This is a genomic window from Pseudomonas sp. NFACC46-3 (assembly GCF_900114515.1).
In the GTDB taxonomy this organism is placed as follows: domain Bacteria; phylum Pseudomonadota; class Gammaproteobacteria; order Pseudomonadales; family Pseudomonadaceae; genus Aquipseudomonas; species Aquipseudomonas fluorescens_Q.
In genome coordinates, this window is record NZ_FOTH01000001.1 from 257,209 (window position 1) to 283,935 (window position 26,727).

The 26,727-nt window shown below is 61.9% G+C and carries 24 protein-coding genes; 12 read left to right on the forward strand and 12 right to left on the reverse strand.

Annotated features, from left to right (window positions below):
• Nucleotides 1–23: 23 nt before the first annotated feature.
• From BM300_RS01040 to BM300_RS01065, 6 genes are all read left to right on the forward strand, one after another.
• Nucleotides 24–1,298 (forward strand): ABC transporter substrate-binding protein, encoded by a 1,275-nt coding sequence (locus tag BM300_RS01040; RefSeq protein WP_092461709.1) that lies wholly within the window; start codon nt 24–26, stop codon nt 1,296–1,298.
• Nucleotides 1,299–1,319: 21 nt separating this feature from the next.
• Nucleotides 1,320–2,285: a carbohydrate ABC transporter permease gene (locus BM300_RS01045; RefSeq protein WP_063321669.1), complete on the forward strand. Its 966-nt coding sequence runs from the start codon at nt 1,320–1,322 to the stop codon at nt 2,283–2,285.
• On the forward strand, nt 2,282–3,124 hold the full coding sequence (locus tag BM300_RS01050) for a carbohydrate ABC transporter permease (RefSeq protein WP_063321670.1): 843 nt from the start codon (nt 2,282–2,284) through the stop codon (nt 3,122–3,124). The genes BM300_RS01045 and BM300_RS01050 overlap by 4 nt, the downstream gene beginning before the upstream one ends.
• A gap of 31 nt (nt 3,125–3,155) precedes the next feature.
• Entirely contained in the window at nt 3,156–4,301 is a 1,146-nt protein-coding gene (locus BM300_RS01055) for an ABC transporter ATP-binding protein (RefSeq protein WP_092461711.1), read from the forward strand.
• Complete coding sequence (locus BM300_RS01060; protein WP_092461713.1) at nt 4,298–5,800, forward strand: glycoside hydrolase family 32 protein; 1,503 nt, start codon at nt 4,298–4,300, stop codon at nt 5,798–5,800. The genes BM300_RS01055 and BM300_RS01060 overlap by 4 nt, the downstream gene beginning before the upstream one ends.
• 75 nt (nt 5,801–5,875) lie before the next feature.
• Nucleotides 5,876–6,868 carry a LacI family DNA-binding transcriptional regulator gene (locus tag BM300_RS01065; RefSeq protein ID WP_092221797.1) on the forward strand — a complete coding sequence of 331 codons (993 nt, stop codon included), beginning with the start codon at nt 5,876–5,878 and terminating at the stop codon, nt 6,866–6,868.
• 144 nt (nt 6,869–7,012) lie between these two features.
• Here BM300_RS01065 and BM300_RS01070 read toward each other — a convergent pair whose 3' ends face one another.
• The gene (locus BM300_RS01070; RefSeq protein ID WP_063321674.1) at nt 7,013–7,600 is read right to left on the reverse strand and encodes a TetR/AcrR family transcriptional regulator; all 588 of its coding nucleotides are present in this window, start codon (nt 7,598–7,600) and stop codon (nt 7,013–7,015) included.
• Nucleotides 7,601–7,770: 170 nt separating this feature from the next.
• On the opposite strand from BM300_RS01070, the gene BM300_RS01075 reads away from it, so the two are divergent.
• The 5 genes from BM300_RS01075 (at nt 7,771) to BM300_RS01090 (ending at nt 12,548) form a co-directional block, all read left to right on the forward strand.
• Nucleotides 7,771–8,865, forward strand: a complete 1,095-nt coding sequence (locus BM300_RS01075; protein ID WP_092461715.1) for an alkene reductase — start codon at nt 7,771–7,773, stop codon at nt 8,863–8,865.
• Between the two features lie 76 nt (nt 8,866–8,941).
• Nucleotides 8,942–9,730: an SDR family NAD(P)-dependent oxidoreductase gene (locus BM300_RS01080; RefSeq protein ID WP_063321676.1), complete on the forward strand. Its 789-nt coding sequence runs from the start codon at nt 8,942–8,944 to the stop codon at nt 9,728–9,730.
• A 99-nt stretch (nt 9,731–9,829) separates the two neighbouring features.
• On the forward strand, nt 9,830–10,846 hold the full coding sequence (locus BM300_RS01085; RefSeq protein WP_092221793.1) for an NADP-dependent oxidoreductase: 1,017 nt from the start codon (nt 9,830–9,832) through the stop codon (nt 10,844–10,846).
• A 155-nt stretch (nt 10,847–11,001) separates the two neighbouring features.
• Nucleotides 11,002–11,172, forward strand: a complete 171-nt coding sequence (locus BM300_RS30935) for a hypothetical protein (protein WP_170861994.1) — start codon at nt 11,002–11,004, stop codon at nt 11,170–11,172.
• Nucleotides 11,173–11,312: 140 nt separating this feature from the next.
• Nucleotides 11,313–12,548, forward strand: coding sequence for a DUF2599 domain-containing protein (locus tag BM300_RS01090; RefSeq protein ID WP_092344741.1), 1,236 nt, complete (start codon nt 11,313–11,315; stop codon nt 12,546–12,548).
• Between the two features lie 84 nt (nt 12,549–12,632).
• On the opposite strand, the gene BM300_RS01095 is transcribed toward BM300_RS01090, so the two are convergent.
• The 7 genes from BM300_RS01095 to BM300_RS01125 form a co-directional block, all read right to left on the reverse strand.
• On the reverse strand, nt 12,633–14,717 hold the full coding sequence (locus BM300_RS01095) for a 3-hydroxyacyl-CoA dehydrogenase NAD-binding domain-containing protein (RefSeq protein WP_092461717.1): 2,085 nt from the start codon (nt 14,715–14,717) through the stop codon (nt 12,633–12,635).
• 27 nt (nt 14,718–14,744) lie between these two features.
• On the reverse strand, nt 14,745–15,986 hold the full coding sequence (locus BM300_RS01100; RefSeq protein WP_092461719.1) for an OprD family porin: 1,242 nt from the start codon (nt 15,984–15,986) through the stop codon (nt 14,745–14,747).
• Nucleotides 15,987–16,071: 85 nt separating this feature from the next.
• Nucleotides 16,072–17,070, reverse strand: coding sequence for an ABC transporter substrate-binding protein (locus BM300_RS01105; RefSeq protein WP_092344735.1), 999 nt, complete (start codon nt 17,068–17,070; stop codon nt 16,072–16,074).
• A 38-nt stretch (nt 17,071–17,108) separates the two neighbouring features.
• Nucleotides 17,109–17,876 carry an ABC transporter permease gene (locus BM300_RS01110; protein WP_092344733.1) on the reverse strand — a complete coding sequence of 256 codons (768 nt, stop codon included), beginning with the start codon at nt 17,874–17,876 and terminating at the stop codon, nt 17,109–17,111.
• A 27-nt stretch (nt 17,877–17,903) separates the two neighbouring features.
• Nucleotides 17,904–18,734, reverse strand: coding sequence for an ABC transporter ATP-binding protein (locus BM300_RS01115; protein WP_092344731.1), 831 nt, complete (start codon nt 18,732–18,734; stop codon nt 17,904–17,906).
• A gap of 104 nt (nt 18,735–18,838) precedes the next feature.
• Nucleotides 18,839–20,920, reverse strand: a complete 2,082-nt coding sequence (locus tag BM300_RS01120) for an acetate--CoA ligase family protein (protein WP_092461721.1) — start codon at nt 20,918–20,920, stop codon at nt 18,839–18,841.
• A 3-nt stretch (nt 20,921–20,923) separates the two neighbouring features.
• Entirely contained in the window at nt 20,924–21,730 is an 807-nt protein-coding gene (locus BM300_RS01125) for an enoyl-CoA hydratase/isomerase family protein (RefSeq protein ID WP_092344727.1), read from the reverse strand.
• 82 nt (nt 21,731–21,812) lie between these two features.
• On the opposite strand from BM300_RS01125, the gene BM300_RS01130 reads away from it, so the two are divergent.
• Nucleotides 21,813–22,649, forward strand: a complete 837-nt coding sequence (locus tag BM300_RS01130; protein ID WP_092344725.1) for an IclR family transcriptional regulator — start codon at nt 21,813–21,815, stop codon at nt 22,647–22,649.
• Nucleotides 22,650–22,665: 16 nt separating this feature from the next.
• Here BM300_RS01130 and BM300_RS01135 read toward each other — a convergent pair whose 3' ends face one another.
• The 4 genes from BM300_RS01135 to BM300_RS01150 are packed head-to-tail and all read right to left on the reverse strand — an operon-like array spanning nt 22,666 to nt 26,696.
• Nucleotides 22,666–24,276 (reverse strand): gamma-glutamyltransferase family protein, encoded by a 1,611-nt coding sequence (locus tag BM300_RS01135; RefSeq protein WP_092461723.1) that lies wholly within the window; start codon nt 24,274–24,276, stop codon nt 22,666–22,668.
• Between the two features lie 42 nt (nt 24,277–24,318).
• On the reverse strand, nt 24,319–25,098 hold the full coding sequence (locus BM300_RS01140; RefSeq protein WP_092461725.1) for an amino acid ABC transporter ATP-binding protein: 780 nt from the start codon (nt 25,096–25,098) through the stop codon (nt 24,319–24,321).
• A gap of 2 nt (nt 25,099–25,100) precedes the next feature.
• Nucleotides 25,101–25,877, reverse strand: coding sequence for an amino acid ABC transporter permease (locus BM300_RS01145; protein ID WP_060742708.1), 777 nt, complete (start codon nt 25,875–25,877; stop codon nt 25,101–25,103).
• Nucleotides 25,878–25,889: 12 nt separating this feature from the next.
• Complete coding sequence (locus BM300_RS01150; RefSeq protein ID WP_092344719.1) at nt 25,890–26,696, reverse strand: ABC transporter substrate-binding protein; 807 nt, start codon at nt 26,694–26,696, stop codon at nt 25,890–25,892.
• Nucleotides 26,697–26,727 lie beyond the last annotated feature (31 nt).

Here is a 26,727-nt window from a genome sequence, read left to right on the forward strand (position 1 = left end):
AAAACAAAAATAAAGAGGGCTTTATGAAACAGCTCAAATCGATCCTTCCAGCGGCACTGCTCGGCCTGTGCGTCGGGTTTCCATCCCTCTCCACAGCCGCCAGCCTGACGATTTCCTGCGGTGCCGTGGGTGCTGAATTGCAACTGTGCAAGGAGGCCGTCGAGGCGTGGTCGAAGCAGACCGGCAACAGCGTCGAAGTGGTTTCCACGCCTAACTCGGCGACCGAGCGGTTGTCGTTCTACCAACAGATCCTCAGTGCGCAATCCAGCGACATCGACATCATCCAGATCGACATGGTGTGGCCGGGAATGTTGGCCAAGCACTTGATGGACCTGCGCGAAGTGCTTCCTGCCAACGCGACCCAGGGTTACTTCCAGGCCCAGGTGGACAACGCTACGGTGAACGGGCGCCTGGTGACCATGCCGTGGTTCACGGACTCGGGGCTGCTGTATTACCGCAAGGACCTGCTCGAGAAGTACAACAAGCCCGTGCCCCAGACCTGGGAAGAAATGACCACGACTGCCAGGGCTGTCCAACAGGCCGAACGCGATGCCGGGAACGCCAATGCCTGGGGTTATGTATTCCAAGGGCGCGCCTACGAAGGCCTGACGTGTAACGCACTGGAATGGATCAGCAGCCAGCCGCAAGGCGGGCTGGTCAATCAGCAAGGCGACATCGTGGTCAACAGCCAGGCCTCAAGGGCCGCATTGACCCTGGCCAAAAGCTGGGTGGGAGACATCTCCCCGCGTGGCGTACTCAATTACACCGAGGAAGAAGGACGCGGCGTCTTCCAGTCGGGCAATGCGTTGTTCATGCGTAACTGGCCTTATGTCTGGGCCCTGGTGCAAAGCCAGGACAGCGTCGTGAAGGACAAGGTCGGCGTCGCTCCCCTGCCCCGCGGCGGCGAGACGGGCACCCATGCGTCCACCCTCGGCGGCTGGGGCCTGGCAGTGTCGCGCTACAGCGCCAACCCCAAGCTCGCCGCAGAACTGGTGAGCTACCTGAGCAGCGCCCAACAACAGAAACACCGCGCCCTGGTGGGTGCCTACAACCCGGTGATCGAGTCGCTATACCAGGATCCCGAGTTGCTCGCGGCCATGCCGTACTACAGCCAACTGCGCAGCATCCTCAATGATGGGGTCATGCGCCCTGCTTCAATCACCGCCGACCGCTATCCACGGGTCTCCAATGCTTTCTTCGATCAAGTGCACGGCGTGCTGGCAGACGAACGGCCGGTCGATCAGGCGTTGGCCGAACTGGAAAGCGAACTCACGCGCATCAAACGCCGGAACTGGTAAGCCACAAGGAAGGAAATCACCATGTCTGTCTCCACTACACTCGCCCCCGGCGACGACGAGTACCTGCTCAATCGGGAAACGCCGGTACAACGCCGTCGCGTTCGCGCCGCCTGGCTGTTCCTGAGCCCGATGTTGCTATGCCTGGCCCTGGTGGCGGCCTGGCCGCTGCTGCGCACATTCTGGTTCAGCTTGACCGACGCCAGCCTGGCCGACACGGGCGATGCAACCTTTGTCGGCTTGAGCAATTATCTGTTTCACAGCAGCGCGGGCTGGTCCGGCATCCTGGTCGATCCGCAGTGGTGGAACGCGGTGCGCAACACCCTGCATTTCACCGTGGTGTCAGTGGGATTGGAAATCGTACTGGGGCTGATGGTGGCGTTGCTGCTGAACGTCAAGTTCACTGGACGCGCGCTGGTGCGGGCGTTGATCCTGATTCCCTGGGCGATCCCGACCATCGTCTCGGCGAAAATCTGGTCATGGATGCTCAACGACCAGTTCGGCATCATCAATCACCTGATGCTCGGCCTCGGCCTGATCGATGCGCCCCTGGCCTGGACAGCCGACGCGGACCTGTCGATGTGGGCAGTGATCATCGTCGATGTCTGGAAGACCGTGCCTTTCGTCACGCTGCTGATGTTGGCGGCCTTGCAGATGTTGCCCAGCGACTGCTACGAAGCCGCCAGGGTCGATGGCATTCACCCGGTGAAAGTGTTCTGGTGGGTCACCCTGCCACTGCTGATGCCGGCATTGCTGGTGGCGGCGATCTTTCGCATCCTCGATTCCTTGCGGGTGTTCGATGTCATCTATGTGCTGACCTCGAACTCATCGAGCACCATGAGCATGTCGGTCTATGCCCGTCAGCACCTGGTGGAATTCCAGGACGTCGGTTACGGCAGCGCCGCTTCGACCTTGCTGTTTCTGGTCGTGGCGGTAATCGCCATGGCGTACCTGTACCTCGGACGCCGTCAGCTGGAGGTTCGTTCATGAGCCCGCGCCTGCTGAAAAAGGCCCTGCTGCGCGCCGGGTTCTGGTGCCTGATCGGGATCTTGCTGCTGTACGCGGTCTTCCCGTTCTACTACGCCATCGTGACGTCGCTGAAGCCGTCCAGCGCCTTGTTCCAGGTGAGCTACTGGATCGACAACCCCGACTTCTCCAACTATGCCGCCGTGCTGGGCCAGGCCTCGTTCCTGCGGGCCATCGGCAACTCGCTGGTGGTTGCGCTGTGCGTGGTCGCGCTGGCGTTGCTCCTCAGCCTGACCGCCGCCTATGCCCTGGGCCGGGTGAAGTTTCGCGGACGCGGCGTGGTGTTGATGATGGTCCTGGGCGTCTCGATGTTTCCACAAGTCGCGGTGCTGTCGGGATTGTTCGAAGTGATACGTGCCCTGGGCCTGTACAACACGTCCTGGGCGTTGATCCTGAGCTACACGATCTTCACTTTGCCCTTCACCGTCTGGGTGCTGACCACCTTTATGGGACAACTGCCTCATGAGCTGGAAGAGGCCGCGATCATGGACGGTGCGTCACCCTGGGTCACGCTGACCCGCGTGCTGTTGCCGTTGCTCTGGCCGGCATTGGTCACCACGGGGCTTCTGGCCTTCATCGCCGCCTGGAACGAATTCCTGTTTGCCCTGACCTTCACCCTGACCGACTCGCAACGCACGGTCCCGGTCGCCATCGCGCTGATTTCCGGCGGCAGCCCTCATGAATTGCCTTGGGGCTTGTTGATGGCGGCGTCGGTGCTGGTCACGGTCCCATTGGTGATTCTGGTGCTGATCTTCCAGCGCCGCATCGTTTCCGGCCTCACTGCCGGTGCGTTAAAGGGTTGAGGCCCAACACAGACAAGAAAGGAACAGCATCGTGATCAAGTTGAAGCTGGACAACGTGAACAAACAATTGGGCGGCGCACGCATTCTTCGCGACGTCAGCCTGGAAATCTCGGCGGGTGAATTCGTGGTTTTCGTCGGCCCTTCGGGCTGCGGAAAGTCGACCTTGCTGCGGCTGATCGCCGGGCTGGATTCGATCTGTGACGGCGACCTGCTGATCGACGGACGCCGGGTCAATGACCTGGAACCGCGCGAGCGTGGCGTCGGCATGGTGTTCCAGTCCTATGCGCTGTACCCGCACATGAGCGTCTACGACAACATCAGCTTTGGCCTCAAACTGGCCAAGACCGAAAAGGCCAGCCTGCGCGAGCGAGTGCTGAAAACCGCGCAAATCCTGCAGTTGGATAAACTGCTGCAGCGCAAGCCACGGGAACTGTCGGGTGGACAGCGCCAGCGAGTGGCCATGGGCCGGGCCATGGCGCGGGAACCGGACATCCTGTTGTTCGACGAGCCACTGTCCAACCTCGACGCCTCTCTGCGCGTGCAGATGCGCAACGAAATCGCTCGGCTGCATGGGCGACTGGGCTCGACCATGATCTACGTGACCCACGACCAGGTTGAAGCGATGACCCTGGCCGACAAGATTGTCGTGCTCAATGGCGGCCGCATCGAGCAGGTCGGCTCGCCACGCGAACTCTATGAGCACCCGGCCAGCCGCTTTGTCGCCGGTTTCCTCGGTTCGCCCAAGATGAACTTTCTGCCGGCGCGCCTGCACTCCCCAGGTGAAACCAGCCAGATCGACAGCCCTTTATTGGGCATGACGCCCCTTCCCTTCGACAGCGCCCACCTGGCGGTGGGCAGTCCGCTGACCCTGGGGATTCGCCCGGAACACATGTCGCTCAAAGCGGCGCAAGGCAGCGCCGGGGTCCGCGTGGTCGGGGTCGAATACCTGGGCAGCGAAACCTACGTGCACCTGGAGTCAGGCGAGGATGAACCCTTGATCTGTCGCTGCGAAGTCAACGCCGGATGGCGAGTGGGCGATCGGGTTGAACTGCAACTGGCGTTCGGCAGCGTGCATCTGTTCGACGCGGATGGCACGGCCTTGAGGCGCCATCCTGCTGTTATTGAAGTCCTCCCGGAGGACGTCCCGCAGCGCTCGCCAAAAGCAGGCGCCCTATGACTGTGTCTGTGAATGCCATGAACGCCCCCATGCCCTCCCCCCTTGAACATGCGCAGCAGGCGCTGAGTGAAGGTCAGTCTCGTCTCATCGGCGATTATCGACCGGCCTATCATCTGGCGCCTGTCGCAGGCTGGATGAACGACCCTAACGGGGTGGTGTTTTTCCGTGGCGAGTATCACGTGTTCTACCAACACCACCCTTTCGATGCCAAATGGGGTCCGATGTATTGGGGGCACGCCAAGAGCACCGACCTGGTCCATTGGCAGCATCTGCCCCTCGCCCTGGCGCCAGGCGATGATTTCGACCGCCACGGCTGTTTTTCCGGTAGCGCGGTGGTGTGTGGCGACACCTTGGCGCTGATCTACACCGGGCACACCTGGCTGGGAGAAGTGGGCGACGAACGCTTTATCCGCCAGGTCCAGTGCCTGGCCACCAGTGACGACGGCATCCGGTTCGTCAAGCATGGCGCCGTCATCGAGAACGCGCCGCAAGAAACGATCATGCACTTTCGCGACCCCAAGGTCTGGCGGGAGGATGGCTATTGGTACCTGATTGCCGGCGCGCGCCTGGGCGACAAGCCGCTGCTGCCGCTGTACCGCTCCACCGACCTGCACACCTGGGACTTCCTCGACTACGTGTCCAGTGGCAATGAGGGCGATGGCTACATGTGGGAATGTCCGGACCTGTTTCGCCTCAACGGGTGTGACGTGCTGCTTTACTCCCCCCAGGGGATGAAACCCGAAGGTTACGAACGCCTCAACAAGTACCAGACCGGTTATCGCATTGGCCGGCTCGACAGCGAATGGCACTTCACCGGCGGGCCGTTCATCGAACTGGATAACGGTCACGATTTCTATGCCGCGCAAACCTTGGAGACCGCCGATGGTCGGCGCCTGGTGTGGGCTTGGCTGGACATGTGGGAAAGCCCGATGCCGAGCCAGGCCCATCACTGGTGCGGCATGCTCGGTTTGCCTCGCGAGCTTGAACTGCACGGCGATCGCCTTGGCGTGTTTCCGGCACGGGAACTGACCGCGCTGCGCCAGGCGCCGCTGCCGAGCGTCGCGCCGTGGGGCGAATCGGGCAGCCGTTGGGTGCCACAAGTGAAGGGCGACAGGCTCGAAATCCATGTGCATCTGGATCTGCTCGACTGCACCGAAGGCCACCTGGGCATCGCCTTGCGCTGCAGTGCCGATGAGCAGGAACAAACCCTGCTTTATTACGACGCGTCACTGCAACGCCTGGTACTCGATCGCAGCCGCTCGGGTGCGCAAGTGAGCGGTCAGCGCAGCGTGTCGATCGAGCCTTCGCAAACACAACTGCACCTGCGGGTATTTCTCGATCGCTCGTCCATCGAGGTGTTCGAGGAAAACGGCCGCTTCAGCTTCAGCAGCCGCCTCTATCCGCGACCCGACAGCCTCGGAGTGAAACTATTGGCGAACGGGACTGGCGGGCGCGTCGCCATTCCCAAGGCGTGGCCGCTGGACTCGGGTTGGCTGTGAGTACTGTCATTCGAGTCGCGAGAAGCCCAGGGCCTGTGTCATGATTCTGCGTCAACCTGACTGGCCGCACTTCGCATGACTTCCGTGAAAGACGTTGCACAGCTGGCCGGCGTATCCCTGATGACGGTTTCGCGCGCGCTCAACACGCCGGAAAAACTGAGCCCCGAAACCCTTCAGCGGGTACGTCGCGCCATTGATGAACTGCAATTCGTACCGAGCCTGTCGGCGCGCAGGATGCGCGGCGACAACCTGCAGGCGCGCACCATCGGTGTGTTCGCACTGGACACCGCGACCACGCCGTTTGCCGTCGAGTTGCTGCTGTCCATCGAACAGACCGCGCAGCAGGCAGGCTGGAACGTCTTCATCCTTAACCTGTTGAGCAACCCGCCCACCGACCAGAACATCGACCTGATGCTGTCGCACCGCCCCGACGGGTTGATCTTCAGTGCCATGGGATTGCGCCAGGTGAGCATTCCCGAACGGCTCAAGAGCAAACCGCTGGTGCTCGCCAATTGCCTGGCCGATGACAGCCACTTGGTCAGTTATGTGCCGGATGATGAAGCCGGGCAGCATCGAGCCATGCAGCATGCGTTGAGCCAAGGCTATCGGCGCCCGCTGTGTATCAATTTGCCGAGGAAGAGTCTTGCCTGGGGCCTGCGTCAACAAGGCCTGAAACGCGCCTGTCAGGCTGTCGGGCTGGCACCTGAAGCACTCCTGCAGTACGACCTTTCCGATCACGACGCCTATGATGAAACCGCCGCCATTCTCGACCGGCATATCGTTGACGGCCGTCCGCAATTCGACATCCTGGTCTGCGGCAACGACCGCATTGCCTTTTGCGCCTATCAGTTGTTGCTGGGGCGCGGCCTGAAAATTCCCGACGATGTCGCAGTGCTCGGCTATGACAACATGATCGGCATCGCCGAACTGTTCATGCCGCCACTGACCACGGTACAACTGCCGTACTACGAGATCGGGCGCCAGGCGGCCCGGCACCTGATCGAGAACCTCGAGGTATCGGGCGCCCAGCCGGTGGATTGCCCCCTGGTGGTCAGGGCGTCGCTATAAGACCGCCGACAAACCCGTGGCGAGGGAGCTTGCTCCCGCTTGAGTGCAAAGCACTCACAAAAAAGGGCCGCTTCGCAGCCCAGCGGGAGCAAGCTCCCTCACCACGGGCGCACCGTTTTTCTTAAGTGAACAGCATTCTGATCACTAAGGCTGCTTCGCGGGCGACGACGGCAGCGCCGCGATGATCCGGGCGCGGCACACCTCGAGGATTTCATCGGCCAGCGCGGAATCGTCCGGGCAGGCCCGTGACAACACGATCGCACCGACGGCATGCGCCAACATGTCGAGCATTTTTGCCCTGATCGCTTCCTGCGGCGCGTCTTGCCCGGCCTCGTACCGGCTTTCGAGCGCGGCCAGCATGTCTTCGATGCCGTTGGCAAAGGTAGCCTTCAGCTCGGGCGATTGACGGGCAGCGTCGCCACACAGTGCCGCCATGGTGCAACCGCTACCCCGGCCGTCACGGTGGTCCCTGGACACGTAAAGATCGACGAAACCAGCTACGTCGATGCCTGCATTGTCGGTCAGCGACTGCGCAAGGCTATTCGCCGCCGCTTCGGCCATCAGGTCGGCCTTGGAGCCGAAATGCTTGTAGAACCCGCCATGGGTGAAGCCGGCGGCCGCCATCAAGTCCGCCACACCCACGCCGTCAAAGCCTCGCTCGCGAAACAAAACAGAGGCCGTCTCGACGATGTGCTCCCGATTTGCCTGGGCCTGGGCCTTGGTCACCCTCATTTTTCACTCCCTCGTGCTGCTCGAAATTCATGCCCACATCATACATAGATGTCGAGCATAATCAAATTCGTTGACAGCTTAGATTTCGATCATCATCCTAATGAAAAGCGCGCTCACCTCGCCAGGTTGCACGCGCTCCCCTTTATCCAAACCTACGGAAACAAGACGCCATGACCGACCAGATCCTGTTCACACCCTACACGTTGGGTGATCTCACGCTTTCCAACCGAGTGGTCCTGGCGCCGCTGACACGTAACCGTGCGGGGCAAGGTTTTGTGCCCAGCGAGTTCGCTGCCACTTACTACAGCCAGAGAGCGTCGGCAGGCCTGTTGATCTCCGAGGCGTCGCAGATCTCCCAGCAAGGCCAGGGCTATCAGGACACCCCCGGGATCTACACCCAGGCCCAGATCGACGGCTGGCGCACGGTCACCGATGCCGTGCATGCCAAAGGCGGGCGGATTTTCCTGCAACTGTGGCATGTCGGCCGCGTTTCCCACGTCGACCTGCAAGCGAATGGTGCAGCGCCAGTGGCCCCCTCTGCTCTGCGTCCGGCGACCAAGGTATTCGTCAACAACCGTTTCGAAGACGTTTCCGAACCGCGAGCGCTGGACATCAGCGAGTTGCCCGGGATCGTCAACGATTTTCGCCAGGCGGCGGCGAACGCCATCGCCGCGGGATTTGACGGCGTAGAGATCCACGGTGCGAACGGCTACCTGTTGGACCAGTTCATCAAGGACGGCGCCAACATGCGCACCGATGCCTACGGCGGCTCGATTGAAAATCGTGCTCGCCTGCTGCTGGAAGTGACGGCGGCAGTGGTGGACGAAGTCGGCGCCAGCCGCACCGGCCTGCGCATCTCGCCGGTCTCGCCGGCCAATGGTGTGTCCAGCAGCGCGCCACAGGCCCAGTTCGACTACCTGATCGACCAGCTCAACACCCTCGACATCGTGTACCTGCATGTGGTCGAAGGCGCGACCGGTGGGCCGCGCGACGTTGCGCCCTTCGACTTTGGTGCCTTGCGCCAGCGCTTCAAAAACACCTACATCGCCAACAACGGCTACGACCTGGACCTGGCGACCTCACGACTCATCGAAGACAAGGCTGACCTGATCGCCTTCGGCCGGCCGTTCATCGGCAATCCGGACCTGGTGGAGCGGCTCAGAACCGGTTCGCCTTTGTCGGCATTCAATCCCGCTACCCTCTACGGTGGTGGTGCGACGGGCTACATCGACTATCCAACGCTCGCTGAATCCAGCGCGCAGTAACACTGGCCAGACCCGACCGCGCGCCTGAACAACAGCGCGCAACTCGCTCATCGATACCTTGCAGAAGAGAATCTCCATGGACACTCGCACAACTGTTCTCATCACAGGCGCCTCCACCGGTATTGGCGCTGTCTATGCCCAACGCTTTGCGCAACGTGGACACGATCTCGTCCTGGTGGCCCGAGACAGCGCGCGCCTGGAAGCGCTGGCCGCCAAGCTGCGCAGCGAACACAACGTTGCCGTCGATATTCTCCAGGCCGACCTGACCCAGCTCGGCGACCTGACAACCGTCGAAGCCCGGCTGCGCGACGACGCCAACATCGGCATCCTGGTCAATAACGCCGGCGCCGCCCAATCCGGGACCTTCATCGAACAGTCGACCGACAGTGTCGCGCACCTCGTGTCGCTCAATACCACCGCGCTGGTCCGGCTGGCCAGCGCCATCGCCCCACGCCTGGTGGAAGCGGGTGACGGCGCGATCATCAACATCGGCTCCGTCGTTGGCCTGGCACCGGAGTTCGGTATGTCGGTCTACGGCGCGACCAAGGCGTTCGTGCTGTTTCTCTCCCAGGGACTCAGCCTGGAACTCTCTCCGAAAGGCGTCTACGTACAAGCCGTCCTGCCAGCGGCCACCCGCACTGAGATCTGGGAACGCGCGGGTATCGATATCAACACCCTGAATGAAATCATGGAAGTCGGTGACCTGGTCGATGCCGCACTGGTTGGTTTTGATCGTCGCGAGCCGGTGACCATCCCGCCCTTGCATGAAGAAGCACGCTGGGATGCCTTGCAGGCCGCACGTCAAGGCCTGCTCGGGCAAATCCGGCAGTCCCATGTCGCCGAACGCTATCAAGACCCGGCGTGATCATCGTTTAGCAGGTGCCGGCGCGAAGGACAGCGCCGGTATTTCCGGATGCCGGGCCAAATGATCACTGCACTGCATCCCTTATGAGAGCAAAGCACCATGAAAGCATTTTTAATCGACCGCTACGGCAAGCACAGTGGTCGTATCGGCGAGCTACCGGCCCCTGACGTGGGTGACCACGACGTTCTGGTCCGCGTGCAGGCTGCCAGCGTCAACTTGCTGGATTCAAAGATCAGCAAAGGCGAATTCAAGCTGATCCTGCCCTACTCCTTTCCCTTGGCATTGGGTCATGACTTGGCCGGGGTCGTGGTCCGCGTGGGATCCCGTGTCGAGCAATTCAAGCCGGGCGATGAAGTCTATGCCCGCGCCCCGGACGGGCACATCGGCACCTTCGCCGAGCAGATTTCAGTGAACGAAAATGCCCTGGCCGTGAAACCGGCAAACATCAGCATGGAAGAAGCCGCCGCCCTGCCCTTGGTCGCCCTGACCGCCTGGCAGGTACTGGTTGAAACCGCTCGGCTGAAGAAAGGCCAAAAGGTCTTCATCCAGGCCGGTTCAGGTGGCGTCGGCACCGTCGCCATCCAGCTTGCCAAGCACCTCGGCGCCTTCGTTGCGACCAGCACCAGCACCCCCAATGTGCCGTGGGTCAAAGCCCTGGGCGCAGACGTTGTCATCGATTACAAGCAGCAGGATTTCGCCAGCGTCCTGCAGGACTATGACATCGTGTTGAACAGCCTGGGCGCCGATGAGCTGGAGAAATCGCTGAAGATCCTGAAACCAGGCGGCCAACTCATTTCCATCTCCGGCCCCCCCACCCCACAGTTCGCCCAGGCCCAGGGACTTTCCTGGGTGCTGAGACTGATCATGGGCCTGTTGAGCAGCGGTATACGCCGCAAGGCCCACCGAAAGGGAGTGAGCTACGCCTTCGTGTACATGCGTGCCAATGGTCCTCAGCTGCGGGAGATCACCACCCTCGTCGAGTCCGGCAGCATCAAGCCGGTGCTTGACCGATCCTTCCCCTTCGACGCGACAGCCGATGCCCTGAGCTATGTCGAACAAGGACGATCGAAGGGTAAGGTCGTCATCAAGATCCACTCGGGAATGGCCGATGAGTGAAAGCGTATCGGCGCCGCAGAGTCTGGCGCACATTGATGCTTGAGCAATGAGGAGCGTCAGGCCGGTACCACCTGAAGAAAAAGCGCTGATTTGACCTGTGGGAATCGGTTGACTACCTTGAAACTCACCCATCTCGTTCGACAAGGAGTGTCGACATGCGCGCAACTGCTCGTGCGTTTTTTAACCTGCCCCTGGCATTCCATACGGTAGCTGCCCAGTCGCCGCATGATCCGCTGAAGCCCCGCATCAACCCCAACTACAACATCCTCAAGGACGCGCACCAGGAACTCGATGCGGCGGCTGGTTGCCATTCGCTCTCGCGTTGAGTCGCCCTCGCCCATAACACTGCCAATGCCCGCGACAAGCTCAATGAAACCCGCCGGCCGGCACCACGAACCCTGCGGTTTCCCTTTCCCGGCATGGAATGCCGCGCCGGCTACCGGCTCCAACACAAGGAAGTCATGTCATGAAGACACGTTTGAAAAGGATCACGCCATTGCTCGTCCTCCCGTTGTTCTGGCAAACGACAGCGGCCAATGCCGAGTCGTGCGAAGAGACGCTGAAACGGGTGGAAGGTTTGTACAACAACACCGTCGACAGTTGCCGGCAGGACCCGGCCTCGGATTGTTCGGGGTTGCTGATCAGGGGCACTCACCGCGCCAACCCGGCGAAGGGCGAGAAATGGGATGTCTGGAACCCGAGCCCGAAAGCGAAGGAACTGGGTACCTTTGCCGCCTCCTGGATGCGGGTCGATGGCATCAGCTATGAAGATCCTGGCATGAGCACCCAGAACGGCTACATCATCACACCGATCGACCAGGTACGCGAACCGGAAACCCCGGTGCACATCTACTGCGCATTTCCGAACGATGCCTGGACCGACTTTCGCGATGACCGAGGCTGCGGCAACAACAAAAACACCGCCCAGACAGAGGCTGTCTGCCAGGCCATGGCGCCGCCTATCCTCAACGCCAATGCCTGGGTCGCGCATTTCACCCGGTTCAACAACGACAGGAAGCAAGACCAGTTGCAATGTGGATTCAATATGCGCAACCCCATGAGCAGCCGGGAACGGGTCGACGCGTTTCGAAACTTCATGGGCGCCCGGCAAGTCATCAATACCCGCGAATTTCAAACCCAGACCGAACTGCGCCTGGGGAACCCGAAAGACGATGCATTGCCGATCCTGGCGTTTTTCTACAGCGATCAACGGGGCTTGAACGATGCCCTGGCCAACCAACGGGACTACAAAGACAAGACCGGCAAGGATCGCAACATCATCAAGATCGACTTCCCCAGGACGCCGGGCAGCAAGGCCACGTTCTCCTGCACCCGAACCACGCCGCCCACGCAACAATTCTGTGAACGCTACATCGAATCCAGCACTTGGGTCCGCCGCCCTGATCCCAAGCTTGGGCCCGATACCTGGTCGCTCCAGGTCGTGCCCACGGCCTGCGGCCGTGCGATCAAGGATGACCAGACCGACAGGATGTTTGCCGAGCTGTACAACAAGCACAAAGACGACGGGCAATGGCGGCAGTACAGCGTCTATGGCGGATCCATCCGCCGGCAACTAGTGTGTCATCTGGCGGCCACCTTCGATGGCAAACCCGTCAGGAACAAGCCCGAGTGGAACCTTGAGCCGGCACGTCCTTACGTCGACCAGGCCAGGGCTGTCGCACAGTACTGCAATCCTTACTGAGGTTTGAGCGGCAAAGCCGACCTGCCGATTCCGAGTATCGGCAGGTTGCCTTTCCAACGAAGTGCCAGAGCCGTGTTGCGGGCATCATGACCGAATGAACGACGCCCCCTGCGCTGCCATCGTCCGAAGCAGCGGAGCCACCCGCAGCCCTCGCTCAGGAAGTAAGGCCGTCCAGCCGGAAAGCGCCTCGACGATCCCTGGCAAGCCAATTCGGTCGGCATGGTAAAGAAGCCCGCCCCGGTAACGGGGGAAGCCGTAGCCGTGAATCCAGACGAGGTCGATGTCATTGGGGCTGTCCACGATGCCTTGCTCCAGCAGGTGCGCGGCCTCATTGACCATGGCGAACAGGCACCTATTGAGGATTTCCTCATCGTCAATTGCACGCGGCTCGATGCCCCGGTTCTGTCGATGAGCCACGAGCATCCTGGCCACATACGGGTCCGGCAGGCCCCGGCGCTGGCCTTCCTCGTATCGATAGTAACCGGCCGCTGTTTTCTGTCCGAGACGCCCCGCCTCATGAAGCTGTTCGATCCAGTTGCAACGGCGTTCCGATGCGCTCAATAGATCGGCCCGGCCCTGTCGGTTTCGCCAAGCGATATCCACGCCCGCCAGATCACGCAGTTCGAAGGGCCCCATCGGGAAACCGAACTGCCGGATGACCCGGTCCACATCTTCTGGAGCCGCCCCCTCCTCCAGCAGGAAACCCGCCTCGCGCTCGCGAACGGCCAATAGACGGTTGCCGACAAAACCATAGCAATTGCCCACCGCGACAGCGGTCTTGCCCAGCCGTGCGCCCAATTGCAGCACCGTTGCCAGGACCTCCGGTTGGACCTGGGGTGTCCTGACCACCTCTAGCAGCTTCATGACGTGCGCCGGGCTGAAGAAGTGCATGCCGATGACATCGCCCGGGCGGGTGGTCACGGCAGCAATGGCCTCGATATCGAGGTACGAGGTATTCGTCGCGAGGATGGCGCCCGACTTGGCGAAGTGGTCCAGCTGCCTGAACACGGCCTGCTTGACGGCGAGGTCCTCGAACACGGCTTCGATAATCAGATCGGCGCTGGCAACGCCTTCGATGCTTGAGTCGAACTCGATCAGGGGGGCACGTCGGGCGGCTTCGTCGGTATCTAGCCGACCTTTTTCCACGGCGCTGGTGAAGTAGTGGTCGATGGTCGCGCGGCCACGCGCCAAAGCCTCGGGTTGCGTGTCGATCAGGCGTGTGGCGATTCCGGCATTGGCCAGGCACAGCGCAATGCCGCTGCCCATGGTGCCGGCACCGATCACCGCAACGAGGTCGATGGGGCGAGTGGGCGCTTGCCTGGCCAATGCGCGACATCGGGAGGCCAGGTCCCGTTCGGCGAAGAACACGTGCCGCAATGCCCTGGCCTGCTCGCCATGGCGACGAGCGATGAAGCGCTCACGCTCGTTCGCCATCCCTTCGGCGAAGGGAAGCTGCCAGGCACCTTGCAGTGCTTGTAGGGCGATGCTGGGCGCTTCCTGACCCGCTGCCTTGCGAATGATCGCCTGGGCGCGTTCGTGGATAAGCTGCGGGTCGAACGGCGCGACCGACAGGTCGCAGACCCGAGGGACGGGCTTGTCCATGACCTCCCTGGCGAAGTCGCTGGCACACGCCAGCACCGAGGTGTCGCTCAACCGATCCAACAAACCGATCGACAACGCCTGTTCCGCACCGATACGTTCGCCCTCCAGCACCATCGCCAGCGCTACCTCCATGCCGCACAACCGAGGCAAGCGCTGCGTACCCCCCGCTCCGGGTATCAGGCCCAGGCTGACTTCCGGCAAGGCGAACTGCACATCAACTGCGGCCACTCGGTAATGGCAGGCCAGGGCCAGTTCGAACCCACCACCGAACGCCGAGCCATGCAGCGCCGCAACGACAGGTTTCGACGCCTGTTCAATCGCGGCCAACACATCAGGGAGATGAGGGGCCCGCAGGGGCAGGTCAAACTCCTTGAGATCGGCACCGGCGACAAACGTCCGGCCCTGGCACGCAATGACAATCGCCTTGATGGCGCTGTCGCTCAACGCTTCTTGCAGTCTTTTGAGCAACTGCTCCCGAACCTCCTGCGACAGGGCATTGATCGGTGGATTGTCGATGATGACCTGGCCGATATCACCTTCACGTTGGAGCACTACAGTGGCGTGCATCGGTTACCTCCCGTTGAATGGCTTGGATTACAGAAGCGACAGTGGGTAGCTGACGATCACACGTACATCGTCAGCGTCCCGGGCGAAGTCCGCTCTATAGGTGGCGCTGCGAACCCGCATGCTCATGCCTTTCATCGAACCGCTCTGCACCACGTATTGCAGTTCGACGTCGAGCTCGCGTTCACCATCGGAATCCGCGCCCGCGACGTCGGCCCGGCTGCCGCGCACATAACGCGTCATGAAGCTCAGCCCCGGCACGCCGACCGTGCCGAGGTCGAAGTCATAACGAGCCTGCCAAGAGCGCTCGTCCTTCTCGGCAAAGTCGCCCACCTGGACGAAGTTCACGAGGTAAGGGTCGGCGCCAGCCACATAGGGAAACGCGGAGTCCCCGGACATCTTCTGGTAGCCCAGCCCAAACGAATGACCTTTCAGCCTGTAAGTGCCCAAGGCGCTGAAGGCGCGGTTGTCGATGTGCCCGCCTCGTGCCTGACCGTCGCTGTCACTGTCGAAAAAGCGCACATCGCTGGTGAAGGCGCCCCAGTCGCCTTTCCTGCGGTCGGTCAGGCCCAGGAAGCGCTGTTTGTAGACGTCTTCGAGGACGGCGTACTGGGCAATCAGGTCGGTCGTCTCACTGGCGTGAAAGGCCCCGCCGAGGAGGTTGAAATCGCCCCCGTCGAGGGGGCCGCTGAAGCGGCGGTTCTTATTGTTCAGCTCAAGACCGGTCGAGCCCGACTGGTCCCTGTACACCGTACCCTTGATCTGTGCCGCGGTGAGTTCAAGAGGCTTCCACTCATTGACCTGTACCTGGGCCCCCTCGAAGGTCTGCGGCAGCAGACGCCCGTTGTTGGCGACCAGGGTTGGCCATTTCGGCAACAGGGTCCCGACCCGCAACTGGCTGTCCGAGACCTTGACCTTGAGGGTGCCGCCCGCCTTGGAATAACGGTCCGGGACATCTCCATCGTCCTGGACCGGCAGCAGCCCCGTGCCGGAACGCCCTGGCCCGGAATCGAGCTTGATGCCCAGCATGCCGATCGCATCGACACCGACCCCGAAGACACCAGGGGTGAAGCCGGACTCATAGCGCAGGATAAAACCCTGGGCCCACTCCTGGCGTCTTGACTGGCCCGCGCCTTCGCGAAAATCCCGGCTCATGTAGAAATTGCGCATTTCCACAGAGGCCTTGCTGTCTTCAAAGAACCCTTCGGCACCTGCCACCGGCAGATACACGGCAAAACCCACCCCTGCCGCACAGAGCGGCATTGTTTTCATCGATTTCATGACTGCTTACCGAGAGGAAGCCGAGCTCTGCCAATGTGCTTCTTGACGCGCCGGCCGGTTGGAGTTCAAACGCGCTTCAGCGCACCTGGGTCAGGTAGTCCTGGGCCTTGCCCGGGATCTTTTCGTTCTGGACGGTGCCCAGGAACTTGATTGCACGCTCGACATCGGTGTCCGTCAGGTACGGAGTCTGCGGGAATGACTTGCGATTGCTTTGCCAGGCGGCGGCATAGACCTTGTCATTCACCCCGTCGAAACGGCTGCGCACGGCTTTCATGGCTTGCTGCGGCTGTTCATTGATGAGCTTCGTTGCATCGCCCAGGGCCGCGAGGAAGGCCTTCACGATTGCTGGGTTGTCCTCGGCCCATTGCCGGCGAGCGCTGAGGGCGATCGAAGGATACCCATCCAGCTCGGCGACCATGCCTTCGGACATGTCCAGCAGGGTGAAGCCATTCTGCTCGATGACCGCACTGTCCGAAGCCGGCGATGACAGGGCAAAGCCATCGATCTTGCCTTGGGCGAACGCCGCCAGCATGGCCGCGCCGTTATTGAGGTAAAGCAGCGTGAAGTCTTTTTCCGACTGCAGGTGAGCCTGCTGACCGAGAAAACGCACCAGGAAATCGGCACTGCCACCGGCCCCGCTCACCGCCAGGCGCAGGCCCTTGAAAGCGGCCAGGCGTTGCTCGACGGTGGAGTTGGCGTCCAGGCCGAGCCGATCAGCCACCTCTTGGCGAATGACGACGTTGCTGGCGTATTGACCGACCATGCGCCCCAACAGCGTGATGTCGGCGCCCTTGATCTTGGCATTGATCGCATTCTGGATGGCGCATGAGCAGAACTCGACTGATCGGCTGGCAAGGCCCGAAGCCGCGGCACCGCCACCCTTGAATTTCACCAGCTCGACATCCAGGCCATGTTTTTCAAACAGGCCGCCGTCGAGTGCGACGAACAACGGCATATGCACGAAGCCTTCCGTTCCCAAAGCGACTTTTACGGGCTCGGCAGCTTGCGCCTGGAACGAGACAGCACTGAGTACGACGCTGAGTCCTAAAGCAGATATCCAACCTTTGATAGACATGATGCGACCCTCTGTTTTTGTTGTTGTGATGGTGTTGCTCAGACCGAGATTTCTCGCTCGTCCTGTTCTTTCTTCCACGGCATCAGGTACGTCTCCAATGCGCGAACCGCCGCCTGGAGCAGCAGCGCCAAGGCGATGATGGCGATCAGCGCGGCGAATACACCGGCCGTGTCCAATTGCCCCGCTGCGTCCTGCAACAGGTAGCCCAGTCCGCGGTTGGCGGCCATGATTTCACCGACGATGGCGCCGATCAGGGCATAGGGCACCGACAGCTTGAGGCCGGTGAACACCCACTGGATGGCCGATGGCAGTACGACCTTGGTGATCAGGTGGTGCTCCTTGGCGCCCATCAGGCGCAGGATTTCCAATTGCTCGCGCTCCACCGCGCGGACGCCGCTGTAGGTGTTGAGGAACACCAGGAAGAACACGATGGTGGCGGTCAGGATGATCTTCATTTCGATGCCGATTCCGAACCACATGATGAATAGCGGCGCGAGGGCGACTTTCGGCAAGCTGTAGATGGAGGTCAGGATGGGGTCCAGCAGCTTGGCGAGCAGCGCGTTGCGCCCCAGGATCAAGCCCACCGTGATACCTGCCAGGGCACCTAAGAAAAAGCCCACCAAGGTTTCCACGACAGTGATCCAACCGTGGGCGAACAGTCGGCCACTGACGACCAGCTCAATGAAGCGCCGGCCGATTTCCAATGGCGAGCTGACGAAAAACGGGTCCACCAAGGGACCGGAAGCGAACTGCCAGGACAAAAAAATCGCAGCGAAGATGGCGAGACGACCGAGAAAGATATTCATGTGCAGGGGTTCTCCAAGACTGGGCCTTTAGGCGTCGTGATCCGGCGTGATGATTTCCCAGAGGTCGCCACAGAGCTGGTGGTAGCGCGGGTTCTTGCGCAGTTGGATGATGTTGCGATCGTCACCCAAAGGAATCGGCACATCGCGGACAATCGTGCCCGGCCGACCGGAGAAGACCAGGCAGCGATCGCCCAGGGCCACGGCTTCGTCCAGGTCATGGGTGACGAACAACACGGTTTTCTTGAGCTGGCGGCTGAGCTTGAACAGCTCGGTCTGCATGCGGATCCGCAGTTGCGCATCCAATGCGGCAAACGGCTCGTCCATCAACAGCGTCTCAGGGTCGTACGCCAACAAGCGAGCGAGGGCCGCGCGCTTGCGCATGCCACCGGAGAGCTGGCTCGGGTAGGCCTTTTCATGCCCATCGAGGCCAACGAGGGTCAGCAACTCACGGATACGCGCTTCACGCCTAGCCTTGGGCACGCCCTGGATTTCCAAGGGAACGGCGATATTGCCGGCCACATCCCGCCATGGCAGCAGATGATCGCTCTGGGTCATGTAGCCGGTGCGGCCGTTAACGCCTTGCACGGCCTCGCCTCGGTACAGCACCTCGCCGGTGGTGGGGCAAAACAGCCCGGCGACCATGTTGAGCAAGGTCGACTTGCCGCAGCCGGAGGGGCCGATGATGGTCACCAACTGACCTTGCTGGATATCGACGTTGATGCTGTGGGACGCCTGCTTGGCAACGCCTTTCACTGTGAAAGACTTGGACACGTCACGGAAAGAAACCACCGTCGGAGCGGTGACCGTGGCGCTGATCGGGGAACTGCGCGACTGGATGGCAATATGGGGACTGTTCATAGAGACCTGCTTGTTTTTATGAGTCTTAAATGAGCGTTCTTTGATTATGCGAGCGTGATTTCCAGGGTAAAGACAGCTGTTCCACAGAGTGGAACGGCTGTCCCTCATGCCATGATCGTCAAGCCGTCCAAGGCCATCACCCCGCTTCCGGCAGGACGCACCAGCAACGGATTGATCTCGGCTTCAATCAGGCGCTCGCCCAACTGCATGGCCATGTCCGAGAACGCGACGATGCAGTGCGCCGCAGCTTCGGTGTCGGCCTTGGGCATCCCGCGATAGCCGTCCAGCAACGGGTAGGTGCGCAACTCGCGCAGCATCTGCCGGGCTTGTTCGAGGTTTACCGGAAGCAAGTGCAAGGTGGTGTCCTGGAACAACTCCGCCGTCACCCCGCCCATTCCAAGCAGGAGCGCCGGGCCCAGTTGCGGGTCCCGGTGAAAACCGAGAATGAGTTCCTGCCCGCCGGTGACCATTTCCTGGACGAGAAAGGTTGGCGGCTCGAACCCCACATGACGGCTGACCTCGGCACGCATGCGATCCAGCCGTGAGCCAATATTTCCGGCATCCAGATGCAAGGCCACGCCGCCCACTTCGCTCTTGTGCGGAATCTGCTCGGAAAGGACCTTGAGGGCGACGTGGCCGCCCAGTTCCTGCGCGGCCTGAGCGGCTTGCTCCCTATCACGAACCACCCGCTCCCGCGTCACCGGGATGCCGAAGCTGGCGTACAAGCGCTTGCTGCGCTCTTCATCGAGCGGACCACTTGGCAGGTCCTGGGCAGCCTCAGGCCGGGCCTGCACAGTGCCTGGCTCATCGGATGGCTCGTTCCATGTGGCCTGTGCCGCCAATGCCTTCAGTGCGCTGGCGCAACTTTCCGGCGCGCTGAACGCCACGCCACCTGAGCCATTGATGCGTCGGGCCGCAGCCGGAGCATGGGGGCTGATGTACGCCAGCACCGGTTTATCGGAGCTGGCCAGGCTGTCGCGAATGGCATCGGCCATCAGGTGGGGCTGAGCAACACCGGAAGAGCCCACGACGCTGATCACCGCATCGAAATCCGGACTGTCGAGCAGGATGCCAATGGCCGCGCGCATCAGCTCCGGCTGCAGCCCCGCCAAGGTCAAGTCGATCGGGTTGCGGTCCAGGACCGCCTGGTCGCCAATATCCAGGTCACGCAGTTTTGCCGCGGTCTGCGCACCGGGCGTGGGGGTTTCGAAACCGCTGACGCCGAGGCTGTCGGCGATCAAGGTGCCCGCGCCGCCGGTCGAGGTCAGAATGGCAACCCGCCGGCCACGCATGCCCCTGCCACGGGCCAAGGCAAAGGGAATGTCCAGCAGGTCGGCAAACGTCTCGGCCCGAATCACCCCAAGCTGACGGAAATAGGCGCAGTACAGAGCATCGGAGCCGGCCATAGCCCCCGTATGGGAAGCTGCCGCATGGGCACCGGCTTGGGAGCGTCCCACTTTGAAGACCACGACAGGCTTGCCGGCAGCGCGAGCCTTGCGCACCGCACGGGAAAATTTTTCACTGTCGCGCAAGCCCTCCAGATAAAGGGCAATGACCGAGGTCGCGGGATCGTCGGCCAGGTAATCGACGAAGTCGGCGACATCCAGGTCGACCTCGTTGCTGGTGGAGATCAGCTTGGAAAAACCGATTCCGGCAGCAACGCCACGGGACAGCAGTGCGCCCAAGATCCCGCCACTTTGCGATACGACGGCTACACGGCCGACCAGCAGCTCGTCCATGTCCAACGCACCGCTGGCCGACAGCGTGACCCGCTCGGTCAGGTTGACCAGGCCGATGGTGTTCGGGCCCAGGATCCTCATCGCCCCACGGGCCGCTTTCAGTTCGTCCTGGCGCAACGCACCCGTCGTGCCAGTTTCACCATAGCCACCGGCCAACACAATCGCTGCGGGGCATCCCAATGCCGCCAGCTCGGCGACGGCCTGGTTGGCGCGCGCCGGCCCTAGGAGAATGATCGCCACGTCCGGCACTTCCGGCAGCTCGGCAATACTGGGGTAGCAGCGCAGTCCGTCGATATCTTCATAACGTGGATTGACGGGATACAAGCGTCCCTGGAAACCGTGCTTGCGCAAGAACGCGATGGGCCGGCCCGAGGTTTTGCGAGCGTCGCCCGAGGCGCCGATGACCGCGACGCTGGCGGGACTGAGAAGGCGTGCAATCTGGTTCATGGTTCAGCTCCGCTCGGCCTTGCCGGCAAGGAAGGCGGCAACCGATTCGTGATGCTCGCTGGAGGTGTAGCAAATGCCCTGGGCCTGGCTGCCCATGGCGAAGATCTGGCTCTGGGTGAGCTCGAAGGTGTTGTTCAGGATCGACTTGCTCAACGCCAGGGCCGTGGCGGATCCCCCCGCGAGTTGCAACGCCCAATCGTGGGCCGTCGGGAGAAGATGTTCGTGGTCGACAACGCGATCGATCATGCCGATCCGCTGGGCCTCCACCGGCGCCACCGTGCGTCCGCTGAAGATCAGTTCCTTGGCCTTGGGCAGGCCGACACGACGGGGCAGGAAATACAAGCCGCCGCCATCCGGAATCAGGCCGCGAGCGATATAGCTCATCGCAAAGCTGGCCTGCTCGGAGGCCACGATGAAATCGCAGCTCAACGCCATGTCGCAGCCCAAGCCCGTCGCGGCGCCATTCACTGCGGCGATGGTCGGCTTGGGCAGGTTGTGCAGCAGCGACACCGCGTGATGAACCCGCTGCTGACGCTTCCAGCCATTGAACGCCACGGAACCGGCGGGAGCGCTCATGCGTGCTTGCATGCCCTTGATGTCGCCACCGGCGCAGAAGCCCTTGCCGGTGCCGGTCACGATCAACGCCTTGATCGAATTGTCGGACGCAATGTGCTCCAGATGCTCGATCAACAATGAGCGCATGTCGTCGCTGATTGCGTTGCGCGCTTGAGGACGATTGAGGGTCAGGGTGGCGATGCCTTCGACAACAGACAGTTCGACCGGGCAAGACAATTGCTCAGGATTGGTCATACGGTGCCTCTTTTATTATTCGGTTGATTGACTGCCCGGCGCTGAGCCAAGCTTGGATTCAATCTGCGGGAGAGCGAACCTGATGACAACGCGACCGTTCCACCTGTTGGAACAGGGTGATACTGGCCTTGCTTCGGCAAACATTCCCGGGCAAGGCAAGGCGCCGCTCAACCGATCCCTTGAGCGCGGCCTCGATTTGCTGAGGGCGTTTCGGCCGGGCACCGAATCCCTGACCAATGGTGATCTGAGCGAGATCGCGGGTTTGTCGAAATCCACCGTGAGTCGGTTGACCCAGACCCTTGTTCACGCCGGTTTCCTGGATTACGACCCGACGACGGGCACCTACCGACTGGCGCCCTCCCTGCTTGGGCTGGCGCATTCGATGTACCACGCCAGTACGCTGTTGCAGGTCGCCACGCCGTTGATGTTGCAAGTGGCTCGCGAACATCAGGTCAACGTCAGCCTCGCCGCCGCCGATGGCGACGAGATGATCTACCTGGAGTCGATTCGCTTGGGCAAGCGCAAGTCGCCGCGCAATGTACTCGCCGGGCAGCGCTTGCCCATGGACGTGACGTCCCTGGGCCGGGCTTATCTATCGGGGCTTGAAGAAGGACAACGCCGGCCATTGCTGGAACTGTTCAGCTCGCGCCGATGCGAGTCCCGCGCCAGCCAACTGATCCAGGAGATCGACGATGCGGTGAGGCACGTATGGGCGACCGGCTACTGCGTGGCCTCGTGGCAGCCGGAGGTCATGGCGATTGCCACCCCGCTCGGACACCCGGCCTATCGAACCCATGCGCTGAACATCAGCCTGGCGACCGTTGAAACCGCACAGGAAGTGGAAGCGCGTTATGCAACGGTACTGCTGGATCTGGCGCAGGCGATCAGGCAGGCACTGGCAGACGCCCGTGCCGACTGATCGTCAGTAGAGGCCCTTACCAAACAGCAATGTGCGAATCCGCCCGGGGCTCGGTACCGCCGCACAGCACGCCGCTGAGCGGGTCACGCAGGATGATCTGGCCGCGGCCATAGTCGGTCAGATCGCTGGCGATCCGGACCTCATGCCCCCGTCGCGCCAGGGCATTGGCCAGGTCCCGTGAGGCCCCGTGCTCGATCCCGACCTTCATCGCCCCCAGCCATTGCCAGCGCGGTGCATCCAGCGCCGCTTGCGGGTTCAGGCCGAAATCCACCAGGTTCATGACCATCTGCACATGCCCCTGGGGCTGCATGTAGCCGCCCATCACGCCGAAGGGACCGAGGGCCTGGCCATTGCGGGTGAGGAAACCGGGAATAATGGTATGGAAGGTCTTCTTGCCTGGAGCCAGGCAGTTGACGTGGGTCGGATCGAGGCTGAATTCCTGCCCGCGGTTCTGCAGGGCAATACCGCTGTCGGGCAGCACCACACCGGAGCCGAACCCGTGGTAGTTGCTCTGGATGAACGAGACCATATTGCCCTCTCCATCCGCGGTCGCCAGGTACACCGTGCCGCTGGCGTGGGGGTCGCCGGGCGCGGGCGGCTGGGCCTGTTCGCCGATCTGCCGACGACGGCCGGCACTGTAGTCATCGCTGAGCAGGTCGGCCACCGCCACGCGCATGTGCAAAGGATCGGTGATGTAGTGCAGGCCGTCGCTGTAGGCCAGCTTCATCGCTTCCAGTTGGCGATGCCAGGTCTGTTGGCTGTCACGGTGATCGAAGTCGAAGCCTTCCAGTATCTTCAACGCCATCAAGGCCACCAGGCCCTGCCCGCTCGGTGGGATTTCCCAGACATCCACGCCTCGGTAATTGACATGGATGGGCTCCACCCACTGGGCGCGATAATCCTTGAGGTCCGAGGCCCGCAGATAGCCGCCGCTGGCCCGGGAATGGGCGTCCAGGCGCTCGGCCAATGCACCGCGATACAGGCTCTCGCAGCGGGTGTCGGCCAACTCCTGGAGAGTACGCGCCTGGGCCGGGTTGCGAAAAACCTCCCCGGCCCGTGGCGCCCGGCCTTCGATCAGGAAAGTCTCGAACCAGGCCTCGAGGACGACATCGCGATGGGGCGTGAACTCGTTCACCGCGACCTGCCATTGATGGGCAACCACCGGCGACAGCGCAAAGCCGTCCCGCGCCAGGCTGATCGCCGGTTGCAGCAGCTCGGCAAAAGGCAGCTTGCCAAAGCGGCGGGACAACTCGGCCCAGGCCGACGGGCAGCCAGGGACGGTCACCGGTGTCCAGCCATAGAGCGGCATCTGCTCATGGCCGGCGGCCTTGACCGCCTCGATGCTCAAGGCCGCCGGCGCATGGCCGTTGCCGTTGAGGCCGTGCAACTGACCCTTGCACCAGACCAGCGCGAAGGCATCGCCGCCGATGCCACAACCGGTGGGTTCCACCACCGTCAGTGCGGCTGCCGTGGCGATGGCGGCGTCGATGGCATTGCCGCCCTTTTGCATGATCTCGATGCCCGCCTGGGCAGCCAGGGGCTGGGACGCGGCGACCATGCCTCGACGGGCGAAAACGCTTTGGCGTTGCGACGGATAAGGGTATTCGTGGGCAGAAAATTTTAGCATGGTGAAGGCTCTTCGATACAGGAATTCAGTGGCCGGGAAAGGTCATAACACGCGACTGAGAAAAGCCCGGGTACGAGGATGGACGGGGTGACAGAAAATCTGTTCCGGCGGCCCCTGCTCGATGAGCTCGCCCTGGTCCAGGACCACCACACGGTCGGCCACTTCCCGGGCAAAGCCCATTTCATGGGTCACCACGACCATGGTCATCCCCTCCTCGGCCAACTCCTTCATTACTTGCAACACCTCGCCGACAGTCTCCGGGTCGAGGGCGCTGGTGGGTTCATCGAACAACATGGCTTGGGGTTTCATGGCCAGGGCCCGGGCAATCGCCACCCGCTGTTGCTGGCCGCCGGAAAGCATCGACGGGTAGTGATCGGCCTTGTCCGCCAGGCCGACCCGCTCCAGCAGACCGCGGGCCTGTTCCAGCGCTGCGGTGCGGGTCACGCCAAGCACTTGGATCGGCGCCTCGATGATGTTCTCCAGGGCCGTCATGTGAGGAAACAGGTTGAAGCGTTGGAAGACCATGCCGATATCCCGCCGCTGACGGGCGATGTTGCGCTCCGACTCACGCACCAGGCTGCCGTCGGCCCGCTCGCGATAGCCCATGGCCCGGCCGTTGACGCGGATATGCCCGCCCTGGATGTCCTCCAGCAAGTTGATGCAGCGGATGAAGGTGGTCTTGCCGGAGCCCGAAGCGCCGATCAGCACCACCACTTCGCCGCGCCGCACTTGCAGGGAAATGCCCTTGAGAATCTGCAGCTCGCCGAAGGACTTGTGGACATCCAGCGCCTCGATAATCAGCTCTTCGCTTTTATGCGCCATGGTTAACGTGCCCTCAGCAGGTTCAGGGTGCTGCGACCGAACATCCGCGTCGAAGCCGGCGGCGGTGACGAGGGCCGGTCCGACTGACCGAAACGAGTCTCCAACCAGCGCTGGAAAAAGCCCCACAACGTGGTCAGCAACAGGAAGTAGATCGCCACCACCAGATACAGTTCGAACACCCGGAACGTCGCCGAGGTGACCATCTGGGTACTGAGCAACAATTCCTGTACGCCGATCACGCTGACCAGCGTGGTGTTCTTGAGCATCACGTTGAACTCGTTGCCCAGCGGCGGAACGATGACCCGGAACGCCTGGGGCAGGACAATGCGGCGCATCAGTTTGGCGAAGGTCATGCCCAGCGAGCGCCCGGCCTCGTATTGGCCCTTGTCCACCGCACCGATGCCGGCGCGGATGATCTCGGCCATGTAGGCTCCCTCGTTGAGGCCCAGGGCAATGATCGCCGCCTGGATATTGCCGGGGATCACCAGGCCGAACAGGTCGATGTCTTCGAAGCGGAAAATCCCGCCGGCGGCCAGCGCGGTGTAGAGAAAGACGATCTGCACCAGCAACGGCGTGCCGCGCATCAGCCACACGTAAAAACGCACCGGCAAATGCAGCAACGGGTTGCTCGACAACCGCAGCAACGCGGCGGCCAGCCCGAGGGCACAGCCCAGCAGCATCGCCAGCACACTGATCAGGCAGGTCAGCCAGAGCCCGGTGAGGTACACCCCGCTGGGCTGCAGCAGGTACTGCCAGAACACATCCCAATTGAAATTCATCGGTGGTTCACCTCAATCAAGTGTGTCACTGGCGACATGCCATTTGCCAAGCAACTGGGTGTAGCTGCCGTCGCTGCGCATATCGCCGATCACCTGCTGCACGGCGGCGGTCAGTTGCGGATCGTCTTTGCGAATGCCCAGGCCGGTGAGAATCCGGCTGAAGGCTGGCACGCCCTCCTCGAACAGATCGGGCGCCATGGCCGCGTAGTAACCGGCGGTTTCCACGGTGGTGCCGTAGGCGTCGACCTGGCTGATGCGCAGGGCCTGGAAGGCATCGGTGTCGGTGTTGTAGACCACCAGCTTCATCGCCGGCTTGCCGGCCTTGGCCAAGGTTTCGTTCTCGGCGTCGAGCAGGGTCTTGATGGTGGAACCGTTAAGTACTGCGACCTTATCTCCGGAGAGATCCGACAGCGTCTTGAGGCCCTTCGGATTGCCCTTGGGCACCACCACCGCCTGGCTGGAATACATGTAGTTGACGATGTCGATCACCTCGCGGCGTTCGGGCTTGTCAAACAGCTGGTCGACGATCATGTCGCACTGTCGAGCCAGCAACGCGGGGAGCAATCCGGAAAAGGGAATGACCCGCCATTCCACCTTCTTGTCGCCCAGGCGCTTGGCGATTTCCAGCCCCAGGTCCACGGTCAGTCCCTTGGGTTTCTGCGCCTCATCGAAAGACACCAGCGGCGGCGAATCCATGCCCGAGCAGTAGACGAGTTTATCGACCTTGAGCAAACGCTCCGGGACAACGGGCGCGGCAACCGCCCACTGCGCACAGAAACCCAAGGATAAAGCGGCAACCAACAGGCGAGGCTTATGCATGACCAGACACTCCAGTTCAGTAAGTAACGGG

Excerpts from the sequence above, each read along its gene's own strand:
- BM300_RS01040 (WP_092461709.1), top strand. The coding sequence starts at position 24 with ATGAAACAGCTCAAATCGATCCTTCCAGCGGCACTGCTCGGCCTGTGC.
- BM300_RS01045 (WP_063321669.1), top strand. The coding sequence starts at position 1,320 with ATGTCTGTCTCCACTACACTCGCCCCCGGCGACGACGAGTACCTGCTC.
- BM300_RS01050 (WP_063321670.1), top strand. The coding sequence starts at position 2,282 with ATGAGCCCGCGCCTGCTGAAAAAGGCCCTGCTGCGCGCCGGGTTCTGG.
- BM300_RS01060 (WP_092461713.1), top strand. The coding sequence starts at position 4,298 with ATGACTGTGTCTGTGAATGCCATGAACGCCCCCATGCCCTCCCCCCTT.
- BM300_RS01065 (WP_092221797.1), top strand. The coding sequence starts at position 5,876 with ATGACTTCCGTGAAAGACGTTGCACAGCTGGCCGGCGTATCCCTGATG.
- BM300_RS01070 (WP_063321674.1), bottom strand. The coding sequence starts at position 7,600 with ATGAGGGTGACCAAGGCCCAGGCCCAGGCAAATCGGGAGCACATCGTC.
- BM300_RS01075 (WP_092461715.1), top strand. The coding sequence starts at position 7,771 with ATGACCGACCAGATCCTGTTCACACCCTACACGTTGGGTGATCTCACG.
- BM300_RS01080 (WP_063321676.1), top strand. The coding sequence starts at position 8,942 with ATGGACACTCGCACAACTGTTCTCATCACAGGCGCCTCCACCGGTATT.
- BM300_RS01085 (WP_092221793.1), top strand. The coding sequence starts at position 9,830 with ATGAAAGCATTTTTAATCGACCGCTACGGCAAGCACAGTGGTCGTATC.
- BM300_RS30935 (WP_170861994.1), top strand. The coding sequence starts at position 11,002 with ATGCGCGCAACTGCTCGTGCGTTTTTTAACCTGCCCCTGGCATTCCAT.
- BM300_RS01090 (WP_092344741.1), top strand. The coding sequence starts at position 11,313 with ATGAAGACACGTTTGAAAAGGATCACGCCATTGCTCGTCCTCCCGTTG.
- BM300_RS01095 (WP_092461717.1), bottom strand. The coding sequence starts at position 14,717 with ATGCACGCCACTGTAGTGCTCCAACGTGAAGGTGATATCGGCCAGGTC.
- BM300_RS01100 (WP_092461719.1), bottom strand. The coding sequence starts at position 15,986 with ATGAAAACAATGCCGCTCTGTGCGGCAGGGGTGGGTTTTGCCGTGTAT.
- BM300_RS01105 (WP_092344735.1), bottom strand. The coding sequence starts at position 17,070 with ATGTCTATCAAAGGTTGGATATCTGCTTTAGGACTCAGCGTCGTACTC.
- BM300_RS01110 (WP_092344733.1), bottom strand. The coding sequence starts at position 17,876 with ATGAATATCTTTCTCGGTCGTCTCGCCATCTTCGCTGCGATTTTTTTG.
- BM300_RS01115 (WP_092344731.1), bottom strand. The coding sequence starts at position 18,734 with ATGAACAGTCCCCATATTGCCATCCAGTCGCGCAGTTCCCCGATCAGC.
- BM300_RS01120 (WP_092461721.1), bottom strand. The coding sequence starts at position 20,920 with ATGAACCAGATTGCACGCCTTCTCAGTCCCGCCAGCGTCGCGGTCATC.
- BM300_RS01125 (WP_092344727.1), bottom strand. The coding sequence starts at position 21,730 with ATGACCAATCCTGAGCAATTGTCTTGCCCGGTCGAACTGTCTGTTGTC.
- BM300_RS01130 (WP_092344725.1), top strand. The coding sequence starts at position 21,813 with ATGACAACGCGACCGTTCCACCTGTTGGAACAGGGTGATACTGGCCTT.
- BM300_RS01135 (WP_092461723.1), bottom strand. The coding sequence starts at position 24,276 with ATGCTAAAATTTTCTGCCCACGAATACCCTTATCCGTCGCAACGCCAA.
- BM300_RS01140 (WP_092461725.1), bottom strand. The coding sequence starts at position 25,098 with ATGGCGCATAAAAGCGAAGAGCTGATTATCGAGGCGCTGGATGTCCAC.
- BM300_RS01145 (WP_060742708.1), bottom strand. The coding sequence starts at position 25,877 with ATGAATTTCAATTGGGATGTGTTCTGGCAGTACCTGCTGCAGCCCAGC.
- BM300_RS01150 (WP_092344719.1), bottom strand. The coding sequence starts at position 26,696 with ATGCATAAGCCTCGCCTGTTGGTTGCCGCTTTATCCTTGGGTTTCTGT.